Annotated in this window: 19 protein-coding genes; 4 read left to right on the forward strand and 15 right to left on the reverse strand. The window is 30.9% G+C overall.

Translation table 11 applies throughout. From position 1 onward, the window contains the following. Positions 1 to 78 precede the first annotated feature (78 nt). The 5 genes from BR66_RS0120385 to BR66_RS0120405 form a co-directional block, all read right to left on the reverse strand. A complete protein-coding gene (locus BR66_RS0120385) occupies positions 79 to 870 on the reverse strand; it encodes a cyanophycinase (RefSeq protein ID WP_026884571.1) in 792 nt (263 codons plus the stop codon). A gap of 49 nt (positions 871 to 919) precedes the next feature. Beyond that, positions 920 to 3,544 carry a cyanophycin synthetase gene (gene cphA, locus BR66_RS0120390; RefSeq protein WP_026884572.1) on the reverse strand — a complete coding sequence of 875 codons (2,625 nt, stop codon included), beginning with the start codon at positions 3,542 to 3,544 and terminating at the stop codon, positions 920 to 922. 225 nt (positions 3,545 to 3,769) lie between these two features. Then, positions 3,770 to 4,132, reverse strand: a complete 363-nt coding sequence (locus BR66_RS0120395) for a DUF1634 domain-containing protein (protein ID WP_035796711.1) — start codon at positions 4,130 to 4,132, stop codon at positions 3,770 to 3,772. After that, positions 4,132 to 4,971 (reverse strand): sulfite exporter TauE/SafE family protein, encoded by an 840-nt coding sequence (locus BR66_RS0120400; protein WP_026884574.1) that lies wholly within the window; start codon positions 4,969 to 4,971, stop codon positions 4,132 to 4,134. Before BR66_RS0120400 ends, BR66_RS0120395 begins: the two co-directional genes overlap by 1 nt. Before the next feature lie 322 nt (positions 4,972 to 5,293). Continuing rightward, positions 5,294 to 5,641 (reverse strand): DUF6483 family protein, encoded by a 348-nt coding sequence (locus BR66_RS0120405; protein ID WP_026884575.1) that lies wholly within the window; start codon positions 5,639 to 5,641, stop codon positions 5,294 to 5,296. Positions 5,642 to 5,952: 311 nt separating this feature from the next. Between BR66_RS0120405 and BR66_RS0120410 the strand changes: the two genes are divergently transcribed. Further along, positions 5,953 to 6,636, forward strand: a complete 684-nt coding sequence (locus BR66_RS0120410) for a TerC family protein (RefSeq protein WP_026884576.1) — start codon at positions 5,953 to 5,955, stop codon at positions 6,634 to 6,636. 161 nt (positions 6,637 to 6,797) lie between these two features. Here BR66_RS0120410 and BR66_RS0120415 read toward each other — a convergent pair whose 3' ends face one another. From BR66_RS0120415 to BR66_RS0120430, 4 genes are read right to left on the reverse strand one after another with little or no spacing between them, the layout of a single operon-like run. After that, on the reverse strand, positions 6,798 to 7,595 hold the full coding sequence (locus tag BR66_RS0120415; protein ID WP_026884577.1) for an ABC transporter permease subunit: 798 nt from the start codon (positions 7,593 to 7,595) through the stop codon (positions 6,798 to 6,800). Positions 7,596 to 7,609: 14 nt separating this feature from the next. Beyond that, positions 7,610 to 8,410 (reverse strand): ABC transporter permease, encoded by an 801-nt coding sequence (locus BR66_RS0120420; RefSeq protein WP_026884578.1) that lies wholly within the window; start codon positions 8,408 to 8,410, stop codon positions 7,610 to 7,612. 4 nt (positions 8,411 to 8,414) lie between these two features. Next, complete coding sequence (locus BR66_RS0120425; protein WP_026884579.1) at positions 8,415 to 9,299, reverse strand: ABC transporter ATP-binding protein; 885 nt, start codon at positions 9,297 to 9,299, stop codon at positions 8,415 to 8,417. 54 nt (positions 9,300 to 9,353) lie between these two features. After that, a complete protein-coding gene (locus BR66_RS0120430) occupies positions 9,354 to 10,013 on the reverse strand; it encodes a TetR/AcrR family transcriptional regulator (protein WP_026884580.1) in 660 nt (219 codons plus the stop codon). Between the two features lie 311 nt (positions 10,014 to 10,324). Here BR66_RS0120430 and BR66_RS24390 point away from each other — a divergent pair, with 311 nt between their 5' ends. From BR66_RS24390 to BR66_RS0120445, 3 genes are all read left to right on the forward strand, one after another. Then, positions 10,325 to 11,074, forward strand: coding sequence for a carbohydrate-binding protein (locus BR66_RS24390; protein WP_051624326.1), 750 nt, complete (start codon positions 10,325 to 10,327; stop codon positions 11,072 to 11,074). A 286-nt stretch (positions 11,075 to 11,360) separates the two neighbouring features. Further along, positions 11,361 to 11,531 (forward strand): DUF1737 domain-containing protein, encoded by a 171-nt coding sequence (locus tag BR66_RS25390; RefSeq protein ID WP_084156569.1) that lies wholly within the window; start codon positions 11,361 to 11,363, stop codon positions 11,529 to 11,531. Positions 11,532 to 11,633: 102 nt separating this feature from the next. Continuing rightward, positions 11,634 to 12,449 carry an alpha/beta fold hydrolase gene (locus BR66_RS0120445; RefSeq protein ID WP_026884581.1) on the forward strand — a complete coding sequence of 272 codons (816 nt, stop codon included), beginning with the start codon at positions 11,634 to 11,636 and terminating at the stop codon, positions 12,447 to 12,449. A 168-nt stretch (positions 12,450 to 12,617) separates the two neighbouring features. Here the strand turns inward: BR66_RS0120445 and BR66_RS0120450 are convergent, their stop codons facing one another. The 6 genes from BR66_RS0120450 to BR66_RS0120475 form a co-directional block, all read right to left on the reverse strand. Next, positions 12,618 to 13,040: a hypothetical protein gene (locus tag BR66_RS0120450; protein WP_026884582.1), complete on the reverse strand. Its 423-nt coding sequence runs from the start codon at positions 13,038 to 13,040 to the stop codon at positions 12,618 to 12,620. 314 nt (positions 13,041 to 13,354) lie between these two features. Beyond that, complete coding sequence (locus BR66_RS0120455) at positions 13,355 to 14,323, reverse strand: ABC transporter ATP-binding protein (protein ID WP_026884583.1); 969 nt, start codon at positions 14,321 to 14,323, stop codon at positions 13,355 to 13,357. Beyond that, positions 14,323 to 15,342, reverse strand: a complete 1,020-nt coding sequence (locus tag BR66_RS0120460; protein WP_026884584.1) for an ABC transporter ATP-binding protein — start codon at positions 15,340 to 15,342, stop codon at positions 14,323 to 14,325. The genes BR66_RS0120455 and BR66_RS0120460 overlap by 1 nt, the downstream gene beginning before the upstream one ends. Before the next feature lie 14 nt (positions 15,343 to 15,356). Further along, positions 15,357 to 16,277, reverse strand: coding sequence for an ABC transporter permease (locus tag BR66_RS0120465; RefSeq protein WP_026884585.1), 921 nt, complete (start codon positions 16,275 to 16,277; stop codon positions 15,357 to 15,359). 10 nt (positions 16,278 to 16,287) lie between these two features. Beyond that, positions 16,288 to 17,220: an ABC transporter permease gene (locus tag BR66_RS0120470; protein WP_026884586.1), complete on the reverse strand. Its 933-nt coding sequence runs from the start codon at positions 17,218 to 17,220 to the stop codon at positions 16,288 to 16,290. 77 nt (positions 17,221 to 17,297) lie between these two features. After that, entirely contained in the window at positions 17,298 to 18,989 is a 1,692-nt protein-coding gene (locus BR66_RS0120475; protein ID WP_026884587.1) for a peptide ABC transporter substrate-binding protein, read from the reverse strand. Positions 18,990 to 19,187: the final 198 nt, after the last annotated feature.

Raw genomic sequence — 19,187 nt, forward strand, 5'->3', positions numbered from 1 at the left:
TTTAGAATTCACTCCTCCTAACTTCAACATTTTTACCTAACTTAAATGTTACTGATTTCATCCCTTTACTTCCTATAATTATACTATAGGTCTTTTAGTGTTCAAATCATATTTATCCCCGGTTTTTAACACATGCATTTTAACATCAAAAATTGACAATATATTATCCTGATATTGTTCTGAAACATTTGTATCACTTATATTACTTCCATCTATAATATAAACTGCTCCAGAACCTAGTACTCTAAAAACATTTTCTTTATTTACAATAATTGAAGTATCCTCATCAATTCCAATTCCTAAAACCTGTGGATTTTCTGCTACCCCAACTAATAATCTTCCTACTCTCCCCCTCTGCGCAAAATGCTGGTCTATTATAACACCATTAATTAATCCTAGACCTGGAGCCATCTTTAGTGTACATTTTCTTGGTGATTCATCATCCATTCCTTTTACTATCATAGTATCGCTCATTACTGATGCTCCAGCTGAAGTTCCTACAAATACACAACCTTCTGTATATTTCCGTTTTATGCTAGTATATAAAGGAGTTCCTCCAAGAATACTTGTTATTCTAAGCTGATCGCCTCCTGTAAAAAATATTAATGAAGCTTTTTCAATTAGTTCCACATTTTCAATTTTTAATGCATCTTCTCTATTTTCTACATCAAGAACACCCACATTCTTAATGCCCATATTATGAAAAATACCACTGTATTCATTACCTACTTCTATTGGCTTTTCTGTTGCCACAGTTGCTATAACAAGCAGTTGACTTTCCTTGTCAATATGCTGGCATACATCATTAAGTATCTTCTTGTCACCCTTCTTATCTTCTGCTCCTCCTATTATAATTAAACCCTCTTGCATTGTAATCACAAATAAACTCACCACCCTATAAAAATACTTATATTTGTTTTTAGTTTTTCACCAATAGTTTTATTTCTGAGTTAATCTCATTAACTTTGTTCTTCATTATATTTATAAGAGGTTCATATTCGTCAAAAAATATGATAACCGTGTCTTTGGGTTCTGCTAAGTCTAATGCCATTTTAAAAGCTTCAGTCTCATTTAAAACTTTTTCTAAATTTTTGCTGTTAAACTTAGATTGTAAAATTCCTTTTTCTAAAAGATTTGCTACTTCACCTTTATACCTTCCTCTTCTGTCCTTATCTTCTTTTATAAAAATATAATCAAAATTATCTCCTGCACATTTACCTACTCTCAATATGTCACTGTCTAATCTATCCCCTGGTACTCCAATAATACCAATAAGCTTATTCTTTGCTATACACTTAACCCCCTCAAGTACACGCCTATATCCTTCTATGTTGTGTCCATAGTCTAATATTATTCTCACATCATTAACAGAATATATGTTAAACCTTCCAGGATTCTGGTTTTGACTACAATAAAATGACATTAAACCCTGTCTAATAGTTTTATAATCTATACCTAGCCCTATTGCAGCGGCACAGGCTGCCATGGCATTCTCTGTGTTATATTTTAATATACCTTTCATTGTTATACCTATGCTTTTTATCTCTATTAATTTTTCACAATTGGTACTTTTTTGTATCATTATATTACCTGCATCCACATATATTCCATATCCGCCGCTATTAATGTTACTTCGCATAATTTCGTTATCCTTATCATTAGAAAAAATAATAAGATTACTCTTTAGCCTGTGTAAAATGCTTATACTCATCCTATCATCACCATTAATAACAACATAACCATCTTTTTTAACTGCTTCACCAACTAAAGCTTTAACTTTCGCCAAGTCCTCTATAGTTTCCACTTCATCTATACCAATATGATCTTCTGTTATATTTGTAATAACTCCAACATCTGCAAGGTCATATGCCAATCCTTCTCTTATTATTCCTCCTCTTGCAGTTTCTAGTACCGCCGCCTCTACACTTTTATTTGTAAGTACGGCTAAAGCACTTCTAGGACCTGTTGTGTCACCTTTAAATATACATTTTCCATCAATATAAATTCCGCCAGTTGTTGTCATTCCAACAGCATATCCTGCAATTGAAAGTATATGAGAAATAAGTCTTGTAGTGGTTGTTTTTCCATTTGTACCAGTGACCGCCACAAGCGGAATGTGTTTTGGTGTATCCTTGAATAATTTATCAACTATATAACCCGCCACATTACGTTTTGCTCCAATATATGGATTATGATGCATCCTTATGCCAGGTGCGGCATTTATTTCTATAATTCTTCCTCCTTCATTTAAAGGTTTACTTATATCTTCACATATTAAATCTATACCACAAATATCTAGTCCGATAGCACTTGCAGCCCTTTTGCATATTTCTATGTTTTCCTCACATATTAATTCTGTACAATCTATTGCAAAACCACCTGTAGATAAATTTGCATTATCTTTTAAATTAATCTTTTCTTTTTTAGGGAGAATAGTATTTAGTGAATAATTCTTTTGCTTTAAATATGCTCTAAGAGTGTCGTCTATTTTAATCTTAGTTAATTCCTTTTCGTGACCTTCCCCTCTTCTAGAATCCTCATTAATATTATTTACAAGCGTCTCTATAGAGCTTACTCCATCTCCTAAAATATATGGTGGTATTCTTTGTGCTACTGCAACGATATCACCATAAACACAACATACTCTATAGTCCCTTCCAGTTATGTACTCCTCTATTATTATATCTTCATATTTCTTAGATAAAAGTTCATATGCATTTACTAATCCCTTATCATCTTTTATATTAGTAATAACTCCCTTACCTTGATTTCCAAACTGAGGTTTAAGTACCACTGGGTAATCAATGTTCTTTGCACCTGAAATTGCATCTGCCTTATTCTTTACCTTCATTCCACTTGCTACAGGTATGCAATGTAAACTCAATAATTCCTTAGTCAGCAGTTTATCCTGGGCAATATCTACCCCTATGGCACTTGTATCATTGCCTAAAGTCGCTTGTATCATCTTTGAATATTTACCATATCCTAATTGAAACATGCTGTTTTCACCTATTCTTAATATAGGAATACCCCTTTTTTTTGCCTCATTACAAATATTTAGCGTACTTACTCCAAGTTGTTCACTCAATAATACTTCTTTTAATCTATTCAATCTTGAATCTAAATCAAATGTTTTTTTATTAATCAATGAATTAATCATATCAACTGCTATATTTCCAGCCTCTAAGCCTGCATTTCTATATTCATATTGGTAAATAATATAGTAATTATCCCCAGATATTTCTCTGGCTTTTCCATAACTTATTTCCACACCAATCATATTCTGTAGTGCTATTATTATATGTTCGGATATATGTGCCAAGTAAGTTCCCTCTTCAAGTCTCTTAATAAATCCCCTTTCCTCGTCTATTCCACATCTATGCTTATTAAGCTCTGGCAACATTTTAACTAAGCTTTCATTAAACTTATAAATTTTTTTACTAGGAATCTCACTATACCCTTCTAAGTCTAAGTTAAGCCTTATACACTTCTTATGGGAGTATATATTTCTTCCCTTAAATACCTTAAAACCAACAATTTTCATGTAGTTTCCCTCCGTTATGGGCATCTAATCAACCCAATTATGTTTAAAATAAATTTTTCAGTCATAACTTTATCTAATTTATATTTTTATCCTTTATTTTTATATTTATTCATATTGGGCAATAAAAAAAGCAGTGACATATTAGTCATTGCTTTATAGATGATGATAACCGACTTGATGCAAATCTTATGTTTATACTTATTTCATTCAGTAACTAGATAATTGTTATTCGATTTTCCCTAATATAAAACTAATTAAAAGTATAATAAATACCAATGAAGTGATCTTTACATATAAAAAATCTTTCTCCTGAAAAAAAACTATTATTGATACCCCTACGCGAAAAACTGGTGTAAGAATAAGAATTAAAAGTCCAGTTAGTATTATTGAATAGGATTTAAATAATATTAATCCCTTTAGTATTTCTAAAGGACTTGTAGGATAATAATTTCCACTATATCCACTTTTACCTGTTATTAGGAACATACTAAGTCCAATAAATATAATAGCTGCACTCAATAAAACACCCAGTTTAAGAACGTTACTTATTGTTATCTCCATCTCTTCTATTTTATTGGATTTTATCATTATAACTTAACCCCCAATCCTTTTATAATCATCTGAATTGACACGAATGCAAGTACGGGAATAAAAATCATTCTTATTGTTTTACTCCTTAGGTTTTCCATTATTTTTGCTCCAATTGTGGCACCAATTAATACCCCTAATGCAACTGGAGCTGATATTTTAGGATCAATATCTCCTCTTAATAAATATACTCCTGCACTTGCAGCTGCCGTAACCCCAATCATGAAATTACTGGTGGCACTGGAGACCTTTAATGGAAGTTTCATAAATAAGTCCATAGCCATAACTTTAAACATTCCACTCCCTATTCCTAGAAGCCCTGATATTACCCCAGCTACATACATCATTCCAAAACCGCCATAAACTCCAGTAACATTATAGGTAATATCCTTATTTAATACTTTATCGTGATATTCACCATTGAGTTTTAATTTGTTAGCAATTGGATGAGCTACAACACCTTCTGGTGATTCTTGACTTTTCTTTTTTAGCATTGCAAGCGCCGAATATAGTAAAAGTATACCAAAAATAACATAAAGATATTTAGTGTCTATTAATCCACTTATAAATGCTCCTGTTATTGCACCAATAGTAGTTGCTATTTCAAGAAACATACCAATTCTCATATTTGTTATTTTATCTCTTACATAGGCAACAGCGGCACCACTAGACGTAGCAATTACAGAAATTATACTTGCTCCAATTGCATACCTTATATCGATACCAAATAATAGCGTTAATGCAGGTGTTATTATTATCCCACCTCCAAGCCCAAGAATAGATCCAAAAATACCTGCTATTACTGATAAAACAAGAATTTGAAAAGCCACTAATACCATTATATCATCCCCTATTACATTTATTATTACTCTATTATTATCTTTTATCTTTAAATTTATTTTTCAAATTAATTAACTTAATTCTTTTAAGGGCCTTTTGTAATTTTCACTTTTAAGTAAAGTATAACACTTTTGACCATTTTGGCAATAAGTTAATTGCACTAAACAATTTTTAGCATAATCATGAGATTATATTACGTAGGGTAGAATTCAGAATACTTTTCTCACTTTCACCGCACACTCATAATGGACAAAACAAAAGACATGCCTTTTTACTCGTAACATGCCTTTTGTTTTATATATGTGACTATATTTAAGAATATTATTTGATATTTTCAATTTCCTCTATTCCCTGGTATATCTCTTCCCTTGAAAAATTTCCTTTAGCAAGCTCTTCATCATTTTTTTCAAGTAAACCATTATAAAAGTTCATTCCAATATTAACTAAATCATTGCATGGATTTTTATCAATTTCTTCAAACAAAATATTTTCTGCTTCATTATATTTTCCTTGAAGGACAAATCGTTTTAATAAAATTGGAAGTATATCTTTTCCCGTCATGGACTCTATGCTTATATTTTCAAATTCATTTTGTTGTTTATTAAAAATAATTTTTGCCAATGCTTGCCCAATGGATTCAGTTAATCTTATTATATAATCATCGGTCATGTCGTATCCCTCCTTGTATAATGATTTTTTTACAGTAAGGTATATCAAGTGAATTATGTGTTGTTAATTACGATTATTTTGAAAATTCCTAATGTCTTTTGTACAATTATATATATTTTACCACTATAGTCTGATCATTCCAATAAATATTTGAGCACCTTCTAAATAAAAAAAACTTAGCTATTTATGAGAGGGGTTAAGCTGTATATAATATTACTTATAGTAAAATTTCTTACTTTGTAGTATACTTTTAATAAACCTAACCATAAACACTAAATTTCATCTATACTTTATTACTTACGGAGGAAAAAATGGAAAATTTGATTATAATGATTACTGGAGTACTTCAAATTACAATGCTAGATATTGTTTTAAGTGGTGACAATATAGGGGTCATTGCCCTTGCCACAAAGGACTTACCAACAAAACTTGCTAAAAAAGCGTCCTTAATTGGCGTAATTGCTGCCATATCTCTTAGAATAATATTTACATGTTTAGTTACATATATATTAATGATTCAGTGGCTTCCTATAAAACTTGTAGGTGGTGCAATTCTTGTAGTAATAACATGGAGTTTGATTAAACCTGGTGAAGAAACACAAATATCAAAAGGTAAATCTACCCCCAAATTAAGTCGTGCTATTCTTAGTATTGTATTTGCTGATTTAACTATGAGTCTTGATAATGTACTTGCTATAGCCGGGAGCGCTCACGGCAACATATCCTTGATAGTTTTTGGACTTTTAATAAATATTCCACTTATTTTCTTTGGTAGCGTTTATGTGGCTAGAATTATGAAAAAATACCCAATTGTTATTTACATTGGTGCTGCTATTCTTGCTCATACTGCTTTTGATATGATGCTTCATGATAGATTATTGTTTGATTTATTACCAAAGCTTATTATTGCATATGTACCTTATATAGCAGCAGGATTAACATTGATATATGGCATTTTTATCTTAATTAGAGATAAAAATAAATCCTTATTGTAGAAAATTGTGCATTTCAAGTTAAATGGAAAAACTGTGCTATTAAAACTATGTAATTCATAATTTTAGTAGCACAGTTTCCGCCCAGTCATAAATCTAATTCTACGACTAATTAACATAAGAGAATGGTATGAACATTAATATTGTATCCATTCCACCCTATTTCATACATTTAGATCTCTCTTTTTATAAAAAATATAGGTAGAACTCAATGCTATAAATATTATTATTATAGATAATATTAAAAATCCATGGTCAAAACCACTTCCATACATCAAATCTTTAGAATCAAAATATTTAAATGGAGTTAGAATCTTTAAAAAGGTGAGTTTGTTGTTTATTTCAATAATTACAGATAATAGATACATAACTGTAATTATAATTGTAGCATAATTCGCTGCTGAATTAGGTTTTTTCACTATAGCTGCTGTGGCTGTTCCTAGGGTGAAAAATATAATTTGCAAAATAAACATACCAATCATTAACATTATAATATCTTTATTTACCGCTTCCACAGTATTTGAATTTTTTACTATGGCAAGAGAACTTACAAGTGTTATCAGATTTAAAATAACTATATTCACTATGGATGCTGCTACTTTTTCTGTGATTATTCTATTCCTTGAAACTGGCTTTGCTAATAAAAATTCCGCTGTTTTATCCCTTTCTTCTTTAGAAATAATATTTGCACCAAGGGTTATTGAATGAATTCCAGACATTAAAAGTATATATACAAAAAGTACACCATAATATCCGCTTACTTTTGATAAATCAAAAGTACCTAAACCAAAAAGTGCTTTAATAGAGCTTGGTAATTGCGACATAAGCTGGTTATATGATACTCCATTATTACCTGCTGTACTAAATTTAGCCATCCCAGCTATAACTAAAAATATCATTGATATACACCATATTATCAGTGCTTTGCCATTTGCTTTCATTTCTCTAATAAATATATTCATAAAATCCCCACCTTTCATGCAACATGAATATCTTTTTTTGAATATATAAAATAGCTAACTGCTAAAGTTACAATAATAAATATTATTTCAATTATAATAAATTTGCTTTCATAGATTGAGTTTTTAATAATATAGGCTGAATCATAATATTTAAAAGGAGTGATATATCTTGTTTTATCTACTCCTATAACTGAACTAAACATACCAATAATAAAAAATCCGAACACAGTACTTAGTGATACTGTAAGTACTGATTTTATTTTGGGAACAATTACTGATACTATAATTCCCAGCGACAAAAACATAAGTTGTACAAAAAACAGTGTTAATGAAATCATAAAAAATATTTTGTAATCAAATGATGTATTTTTTATAATTTCAGCCATAATACTGGCACAAGTAATATAAATAATATTACTATATATCAATGAAACCACTGCTGCTAATACTTTAGCTGTAATTATAGTCACCCTTTTTACCGGTTTTGTAAGAAGAAAATCAGCTGTTTTTTCACGAATTTCTTTTGATAAAATTGATGTTCCAAGATTCATTGCTTGAATAGCCCCGCAAAGCAATACATACAAAAGTGTCAAAGATGAATAGAATCCTAAAAATGAAGTTATGCTATCTATAGAAAGACCCATTGCTTTTGTAAATGCAGGTGGATATGCTCCAAGTAACTTTTTAAAACCTTCCGCATCTTTATTAATTGCTGGAAACATAGAAAGCATTATTACAGCTATTGTCACCAGTGATACAGACCATATTATAGTAGACTTTCTATAGGCTTTAAGTTCATGAATGAATATATTCATTGACTTATACCTCCTTCTCATAATAGTGCATAAATATCTCTTCAAGATCCGGTTCTTCTATCCATAAGTTTCCTATGTCTATGTGCTCAAGTTTTTTTATAACTTCATTAATATTTCCTCTAAACAAAAAACTTACCATATTTGATTTTATTTCTAAATTACTAACCCCTTCCAAATTAAAATAATCCTTATCAATAGGATTTTTAGTTTCAACTTTGAACCTTTTATGATTATTATCTTTTAATGTACTGATTTGTTGTAGTTTTATAAGTCGGCCGTCTTTAATAATTGCAACCCTATCACACATCTTTTGAACTTCACTTAAAATATGTGATGAAAATAAAATTGTGGCTCCTTTTTTATTCTCTTCTTTTAGCAATTCAAAAAATTTTTGTTGCATTAGGGGGTCTAGTCCACTAGTCGGTTCATCTAAAATAATAAGCTTTGGCTCATGAAGCAAACCTTGAACTATACCTACCTTTTTTTTGTTTCCAAAGGATAAATCATCAATTTTTTTATTTAAGTCCAAATTCATTATCTCGGCTAGTTCCTTTATTCTTTTATTACAGTCTTTTTTATAAAAACTTGCGGAATATTTAAGAAGATCTATTACCTTCATATTTTCATAATAAAACACTTCCGAAGGTAAGTATCCAATTTCCTTTTTAATCTCCTCAGAATATTTAATACTATCTTTTCCAAAAATACTAATGCTACCACTGGTGGGATAAATAAGTGATAACATAGTTCTTATAGTTGTTGACTTTCCAGCTCCATTGGGTCCGATAAACCCAAATACTTCACCTTGCTCTACATTAAAACTTATGTCCGTAATACCTCTTGATTTACCATATGTCTTTGTAAGATTTTTGATTTCAATAACGTTCATTTTAAACTACCTCCTTGTATTTATCATACTGCCCTAAATAATCATTGGGATTATTTAGCCTCCATTATTTTGTCCAATTCCATTTTTCATAAGGGAAATCATATCTTTTATAAATGGTTCAAAATCCTCAAAGGACATGTCATAAATCTCCTTGCCCTTTTCTTTTGCAATAACAAGCATTCCTTCTTTAAATTTACCCGATACTGCTGAAATATAGATCCAAATATTTGCTGTGCTTATATCTCTACGCATTAAACCCTGCTTTTTGTTGTTTTCAATCATTTCCATAATTTGCTTAAAATATAATTGAGATTCCTTTCCTATAATATTAAATACATCTTCACTTATGTCGCTTTTAATATCTAAAGATATGTTTTGCAAAAAAACATATACCTCCCTTTCATCTTTAAAAAGTGTCCAAGCATTTTTATACCCAAAATATATATAATCGAAAACACTCATGTCATAACAATCTTTTATCTTGTTATCCACATATTTAAATGATATATCACAAGCCAATTTGACGCAGTATAAACATAATTCTTTTTTATCATCAAAATATTGATACATACTTCCCTTTGAAACTCCTGCATTTTTTGCAATAGTTCCTATATTTCCATTTTTATAACCTTTTTCTGCAAATTCTTTCATAGTCTTATTTATAATTTTTTTTTGTTTTTGTTCATCTAAATTAAAAAAAGTTTCTTTTGGCATTTTTCACCTCTTTCATGACTCACAAGTCATATGACTCATTAGTCGTAATATAATATTAATTCATGTAATTGTCAATAGTATTAGCTATAAATTTATATACATAAGTAATGAAGACATGTAACCCATATGTAGTTCGTTTAGTTTATTGTATATATGTAAAATATAGTCAAAATTTCAAGTAATATAATGATATTAGTTTATGTATGCGCTTACATGGCTAATGATGCAACATATTGTTTTTGATATTAGATGCAAATACTTTTATAATTCAATTAATGACATGTCATTACAAATTTAAAAGGAGTGATAAAATGAAAATTTCAAGAAAAATATTTAGTTTTATAATGTCTTTTGTTGTTTTAACTACTGTATTTGCATTTACAAGTGTCTTTTCTTCAAAGGCATTTGCAGATGACCTTCCTGTTCACTTGTACTATACCAACAAATTATATGATAACTCAGAAACCAGCTATTATGTTGGATATATTGCAGTAAAAAACCTTGGATACAATCAAAAAGTTACTGTACATTACAATTCTAATAGTATGGGTAATACATGGAATGACATCCCTGCAAGTTATGTGAAAACTAATCCATCAGATGGTTATGAAATATGGTCTTTCCAAACACCTACTTGTTATGAAGGCGCCGGTCCAGATAATATACAGTATGCGATTAAGTATGAAGTAAATGGACAAACTTATTGGGATAATAACAATGGTCAAAATTACTTTGATGATGCTCTTGGCTTAAGCTCATTATATGTGGATAATTTTAGTGGCTACAGCAAAAATGATAATAAATACATTAGTGCATTAATAAAATCGAAAAAATCATCCAACTCTAATACTGTTAAATTGCGTTATTCTACTGATAACTGGGCCACCTATAAAGATGTGGACGCATCTTTATCTTCTTCTGATGCTTCATATGAATATTGGAACGTAAATCAAGCCATATCTCCTTCAACAACAAAAATTCAGTTTGCAGTTTGCTATGAAGAAAATGGAATTGAATATTGGGATAATAATTGGGGAGATAATTATACCTACACATATTAAGCATTGCTAATGCATAATCAGAAAATTCCAATTCAATATTCTGGTTTATATTGTTGTAAACCTAAATACATTAAAACTGGACTAAGTCACTGTGGCTAGTCTAGTTTTTTTACTAAATTCATGCATAAATGGGTGGTATGTTAATGTATAAATTTTAAAATTTAGTATATAATACATTTATGTACTTAAGATAAAATTCGAGCTAGCTATAATATTTAAACATATATATAATTTATAAATTAATGTAGCGTTACTATTTATAATTAATAAAAGGGAGGTATACATTATGGAAAGCAAACTTAAATATCGCTTAATTACTGGAAAAGATGATGCGAATTTTTGTAAGAGAATCTCCGAATTGCTTGATCAAGGCTATATCTTATATGGCTCTCCTTCATGTACATTCAATGGACAAGATGTAATTGTGGCTCAAGCTGTAATTACTAGCGATAATTAAAAAATCACATATAACTTCTTCTAAAAACTCAGATTAATAAATATATTTATTAACAGCAGAATACAATAATAATAAATATATTTTATTACTGGGGGTATTTATTTGGGATATTATGTTAGAGTTGAACCAAATGTAAAAATATATGTGGAGGATCTTAATCCAGAAGGCAAGAAGACAATCTTGTTTTTACACGGTTGGCCTGGAAGCCATAATTTATTTGAATATCAATTTGACGAGCTACCAAAACTTGGATACAGGTGTATTGGCATAGACCAGCGAGGATTTGGTCAATCGGATAAGCCATTCACAGGTTATGACTACAATCGATTATCAGATGATGTCCGTGGCGTAGTAGATGCACTGAAATTAAAAGATTTCACTCTAGGAGGTCATTCTACAGGTGGAGCCATTGCTATTAGATATATGGCACGACACAATGGATACGGTGTATCCAAACTTGCTCTTTTTGCTGCTGCTGCTCCTAGTGTTATTCAGCGCCCAAATTTTCCTTATGGAGTACAAAAGGAAGTTGTTACTCAGATCATTCAAGGAACATATAATGACCGTCCTCAAATGCTTCGTGGTTTTGGAGATATATTTTTCTTCCAATATATTACATCTTCATTTTCAGATTGGTTTTTCCAATTAGGACTTCAAGCATCCGGATGGGCAACTGCAAAAACTGCAACTTCTTGGCTTGACGAAGAAGATTTATTTTCTGATCTTTCAAAAATAAACGTTCCAACTTTAATTCTTCACGGTATTCACGATAAAGTATGCCTGTTCCCACTGGCCGAGGCACAAAAAAAAGGTATTAGAAATTCTAAACTTATACCTTTTGAATTCAGCGGTCACGGGTTATTCTATGATCAGAAAGATAAGTTCAACAAAGAATTGACAAGATTTATTGATGGATAAAGTTGCTTTGTATATGAAACTTATAAAAATCAGCTATAAAATATAATAAAAAGGTGCTTTCTACAAACAAATATAAAAAAATTTATTTTTGTTTTTCGTTTGTAAATTATTTATGAAAAACTTGAATGTATTTTATAAATGTGGAAAGCTTTTTATTTAATGATATAGTTATAATTTCTCACCTAATTTTTTTTTCAAATCTAAAATGTATGTATTCTGAATTTTTTTTAAATCCACAAAAAAATACCACAGTGCATTAATGATAGGATTTCTAACAAATATATTTTCATTGAAAATCACTTTGGTTCCACCTATCTCTGTTTTTGAAAAATGTCCAGTCCAAAAACCAGTGAACATTTTATTTCCCATATTAAATTCATATTCACTATACTTTTTATTTTTAGTAATAACAAATTTTGTTGTATTTCCCCTATGAGTATATTCAATAAATTCTTTTCCAGCATTAACAATTTCAATTTTTTCAATATCGCTACGCCATTTATAATCAATATTATTAGTAACCGCATTCCAGACTGATTCAACATTGGAATTAAAGTAGGCTGTTACTTCTGATATCTTTGGTTTTTTCAAAGTTATTCACCTCACAAATTATAAATATTTTCATCTTATTATAGAAGCTTGTACAAACATTACCTACAATTATACCACATGTTTACAATTTATGTTTATTACATCTTTATGAATTTTTATAAAGCTTTAAGCAGCATATTCTAAAAAAATAAAGTTGTTCTGTTAATCGCTTGTAATAACATTGTTTGATAATTATAATATAATATTTATAATTTTGGTATTAATGTGATCATGGTGAAAAAGGTCAACTAATATGACAATGTAGAAAAACTGACGTATAATTAATCAAAAAAATGGATGTATAAACATCCATTTTAAAAAAGATGGCAACTAACGAAATGTTGTTTCTCTACCTCTTTAAATTGCGGTCTTTCTTGGAAACAAATCTGCTTTGCATATTTGCATCTTGCTGAAAACCTGCATCCAGGTTTGGGATTGATAGGACTTGGTACCTCACCTTCAAGTTTAATTCTTTCCCTATTTTTCTCAATCTCAGGATCTGGTACTGGTATAGCTGATAATAATGCTTGAGTATACGGATGCAAAGGTTTTTCATATAAATCGTGACTACTTGCAAATTCCATCATATTTCCCAAATACATAACTCCAACTCTATCCGAAATATGTTTAACCATTGATAGGTCATGAGCTATAAATAAATATGTAAGACCCATTTCCTTTTGCAATTTTATTAATAAGTTTACAATCTGTGCCTGTATGGATACATCAAGCGCTGAAATTGGCTCGTCACACACTATGAACTCTGGTTCTATAGCTAATGCTCTAGCTATACCAATCCTCTGTCTCTGTCCACCAGAAAACTCATGTGGAAATCTTGAAGCATGCTCCCTGTTTAATCCAACATGGTCAAGCATTTCATATATTTTTTTTGTTCTTGCCGCCCCTCTATACATACCATGAATATCAATTCCTTCTGCAATTATATCACCAACAGTCATTCTTGGATTTAATGAAGCATAGGGATCCTGAAATATTATTTGGGCTTTCTTTGTAAAATCTTTTTTAGCTTTGCCTTTTAACCCTTGAATATCAACACCTTCATAGATTACATGCCCATCTGTAGCTCCATATAATCCAAGTACCGTTCTACCACAAGTCGTCTTACCACAACCTGATTCTCCAACAAGCCCTAGTGTTTCACCTTTTCTTATGACAAAACTCACATCATCAACAGCCTTAAGTACTGCTCCCGCTCCAACATTGAAATATTTTTTCAGATTTTTAACTTCAATTAAAATATCTTTTGAATTATCTTCTGGCATTACTCTGCACCTCCTACATTTAATGGTGATTTTACCTTAGGTGCCATAGGATGTTGAAGCCAACATGAAACTGAATGTGTTTCGGATAATTTAGTTTCTTCAGGCATACTTTCATTGCAGATTGCCATGGCATATTCACATCTTGCTGCAAAAGGACATCCCACTGGTGGCTTTAATAAATCCGGTGGTGTTCCATTCAATGAGTACAGCACATCTTTATTTACCGCATCAAGTCTTGGAACTGAAAGTAAAAGTCCCCATGTATATGGATGCTGAGGATTTTTGAAAATCTCCTCTGTTTTTCCTCTTTCAATAATTAATCCTGAATACATTACTTGAATTCTATGTGCCACACTAGCAACAATTCCAAGATCATGAGTAATTAGAATTATAGCTGTACCAAGCTTATCCTGTAAATCTTTCATAAGATCCATAATTTGTGCCTGTATTGTAACATCAAGTGCCGTGGTAGGTTCATCAGCAATTAATATCTTTGGATCACAAGCAAGCGCTATTGCAATCATTGCTCTTTGCCTCATACCACCGGAAAATTGATGAGGATACTGATTTGCTCGTTTGTCTGAATTTGGTATGTTAACAGTTTCTAGCATCTTAACTGCTTCTGCAAAAGCATCCTTTGCATTTAACCCTCTATGAATCATAATACTTTCAGCTATTTGTTTGCCTATTTTCATAGTAGGATTTAAAGATGTCATGGGATCTTGAAAAATCATGCTAATTTGCCCGCCTCTTAATTTTCTAAGCTCCTCATCTTGCATTTTTAGAATGTCCTTACCATTAAATAATATTTCTGACCCTTGTTTTATTTCACCAGGAGGTGTTTGTATAAGCCTCATTATTGATTTTGCTGTAACCGATTTTCCACACCCAGACTCCCCAACTACAGCAAGTGTCTCATTTTCATTTAAATCAAAACTTATACCTCTAACTGATTGAACCTCTCCCGCGTAAGTATGATATGAAACTTTTAATTTTTTTACTTCCAGTATTTTTCCCATTTTAATCTTCCTCCTTACTGACGTTGTTTTGGATCAAGTGCATCAGATAACCCATCACCTAATAAATTAAATGTAAGCATTATTAAACTTATCACAAGTGATGGCCAAAACAATTGATAAGGATAAAACATCATATTTGGTGTAGCATTTGAACATAATGCACCTAGACTAATATTGGGAGATTTAATACCTAAACCAATATAACTTAAAAATGCCTCCGCAAATATATAACTTGGAACAGCAAGAGTTACATCAACGATCATAATTCCAATTACATTTGGCATTAAATGTTTTAGTATAATTCTAGGAGAATTAGCCCCTAGAGCCTGGGCTGCCATAACATATTCTTGTTCCTTTATAGAAAGTACTTGCCCTCTAACCATTCTTGCCATTCCCGTCCAGCCTGTTAATGTCATTCCAATAATAAGCGGTATAATTCCATTGCTTTGCATAACAATAATTATTATAAGCACTAATATTAAATATGGAATACTATTTAATATTTCAACTATTCTCATTAATATATCATCCACAGCTCCACCAATATAACCAGATACACCACCATACAGTGCGCCTACAACGAGTTCTATCATTGCACCTACAACTCCTATTATTATTGAAGTTCTAGTTCCCGCCCAAGTCCTAACCCAAACATCTCTTCCCAGGTCATCCGTTCCAAACCAATGTGTGCCATTAGGACTAATGTTAGTTGTTAATGGATTCACTCCATTAACTCCAAAAGACCTTAGATATGGTGCAATTATAGACATAAATGCTATTATTACAAGAAGAACTAAAGAAAACATTGCTACCTTATTTTCCTTTAGTCTTCTCCACGCATCTTCACCATAGGTGATGTTTTTTCTAACTATTTCGTCAGAATTGTTATTTTCACATCCAATAGTCTTAAATTTTTCCTTTGAAAGTTCAGCCATTTTTCTCCCCCTATTTCTTGTTGTTACTCAATCTTATTCTAGGATCAATAAATCCATAGAGCACATCTACAACAAATACAGATATTATGTATAATATTGCAACAAAGATTGTTGTTCCCAATATCACTGGATAATCTCTATCTGAAATGCTACTTACAAAATATCTTCCTATTCCCGGTATTGAAAAAATGACCTCAATAACAAATGTACCAGTAAATATCATTGCTATTTGTGGTCCAAGCATTGTAATTGATGGCATAATTGCATTTCTTAACACATGTTTATAAACTAAGGCTACCTTTGAAACACCTTTTGCTCTGGCAGTCATAACATAATCTTGTCCAATCACATCTATACAGTTACTTCTCATAAATCTAGCATAAACAGCTATTGTACCCAATGCCATTGATAATGCTGGTAATACTGTGAATTTGAATCCACCCCACCCTGATGTTGGAAATAGTTCGAATTTAACCGTGAAAAAATATTGTAATATAGCGGCTAGAACAAATGATGGTATTGCTATCCCTAAAATTGCTATAAACATAACAGTATAGTCTTGCCATTTATTCTTTTTAAAAGCAGCTATAATCCCCAATATAATTCCTAATGAAAACCCAATAATCAAAGCTTCTCCACCAAGTTCACCCGAAATGGGAGCTTTTTGTGCTATTATACTATTTACAGTAAGACCTGGGTATTGATATGATTCACCTAAATCTCCATGAAGAACTAAGTTTTCCATAAACAGTGCATATTGAGTTGCTAATGGCTTATCTAAACCATATTTCTTATTTATATTTTTTACTGTCTGTGCTGGTAATTTTTTAGGACTGGCAAATGGATTACCCGGTATAGAGTGCATCATAAAAAAGGTTGCTGTAGTAACAATAAATATTGTTATTATCATATATGCAAATCTTTTTAGCACAAATCTCAGCATTATTATCCCTCCAAAAGTATATTAAAATATTATTACGGCAGAGAAAACTCTGCCGCATAATTATAATTATCCCAAAACTATTTACTTGCTTTTCCAGAAATATATGCATATTTTAATTCTGAACCAGCGGCAAATGGCAACCTTTGTGTTCCCTTTACGTAATTATAAGTGAAGCTACTTGATGATTGATGATATGTTGTAGCAAAAGGTACATCAGTAACTAGAAGTATTTTCTCTGCTTTTTGGAAATCTTCAAGTCTTTTTGATTGATTATTTTGAGTTTTAGCATCTTCTATCAACGCATCATAATCTTTATTTGAATATGCATTAGTTTGAGCTGTTGCACTTGTTTCCCACATATCTAAGAATGTCATAGGGTCATTATAATCAGCAGACCAAAACTCTCCACTTTGCATTTGGAAATTTAAAGTGCTCTGATCTTGTAAAAATTGTTTCCATTCTTCGTAATTAACCTTAACATTTACACCTATTTTATTCTTAAGTTCTGATATTAAAAGGTCTCCTTCTTTTTTAGCTACAGCATCAACACCCGCTTCTGTGTCAACAATTGTAGTTTTTGTTGGGTCTGGATCCATTCCCAATTCTTTTAAACCTTGGCTGAATAATGCTTTTGGATCACCAGTTAATTGGCTTAATGGTGATTTAACTTTATCTCTATAGAAGCTGCTACCGATTTGTATATCTGTTGGTATGTATTCATTAGCAGGTGTTCCAATTCCACCACCAACAATATTAAGGTAATCTGTTCTATTTAGTGATAATGCGATTGCTTTTCTTATTTTATCATTTGTCATTAATTTATTTTTATCTTTAAAATTAAATGCAAGGTATCCTGTTGTAGGTAATAGTGAGCTTTTATGAACTACTTTGTTGTTTTTAGAAAATTTTTCATTCCATTCTTTTGAAATAACAGCTACTGAATCAATTTCACCACTTTGAAGTGCATTCATCTGAGCACTATTGTCATTCATAAAGTCAAAAGTGATTTTGTCTAGTTTTACATTGTTTTTATCCCAATAACTATTATTTTTAACTAATTCAAGTTTGCTTCCACTTACCATACTTGTAATTTTGAAAGGTCCATTATATACTAATGAATCAGCCGTAGAACCATATTTTGCTCCTGCTTTTTCGACTATATCCTTTCTTAGAGGTATAAAGAACTTAAAATTTAATAATTTTTCAAAGTAGGCACAAGGGTGCGATAATGTTATTACAAGTGTACTATCATCTGATGCACTTACACCTAATTGATCAAGCGGTAGTTTTCCACTATTTACATCATCAGCATTTTTTATTCCGGCACCCTGAAGTAAATAAGCATATTCTGATGCCGTATTTGGATCAAGTGCTCTTCTTAATGCATATACATATTGATCAGCTGTAACAGGTTTTCCATCTGACCAATTACTTTTTCTTAATTTAAATGTCCAAGTAAGCCCATCTGACGATGATTTCCAACTTGTAGCACCCGCAGGAACAACTGTTTCTTTACCATTTTTAAGTTCATCCCTTCCAAGAGCCTCCTGAGTTTCTTGAAGAACATAAGCTGAATACATGTCCGTTCCTTTAGAAGAATCAAGTGTTTTAACATCCGATACTGGAAGTGAGAGGTTTAAGTGTTGATCCTTATCAAGTGTAGTTGATGAAGTGTCGCTAGAACTAGAAGTACTACCACATCCTGATAATGCCACTGTTGAAATAACTGCTGCTGAAAGTAATACTGTCAATAATTTTTTACTTTTCATAGATTTTCCCCCTTAAAATTATGTATCTATATTTTTATATAGTTCTTAAAATAAGCCTAAACTATATATGATGTAGCTAATGTAAAATAATCAATTTTTTTCAATAAAAACATATAAACATAGATAATCCTTGTTTTTATGATAAGTTACATATAATGTTAAATTAATTTATATTATAATATCATAATATCATAATAA

Origin of the sequence: Clostridium akagii DSM 12554 (genome assembly GCF_000686725.1) — a bacterium.
Lineage (GTDB): Bacteria > Bacillota > Clostridia > Clostridiales > Clostridiaceae > Clostridium_I > Clostridium_I akagii.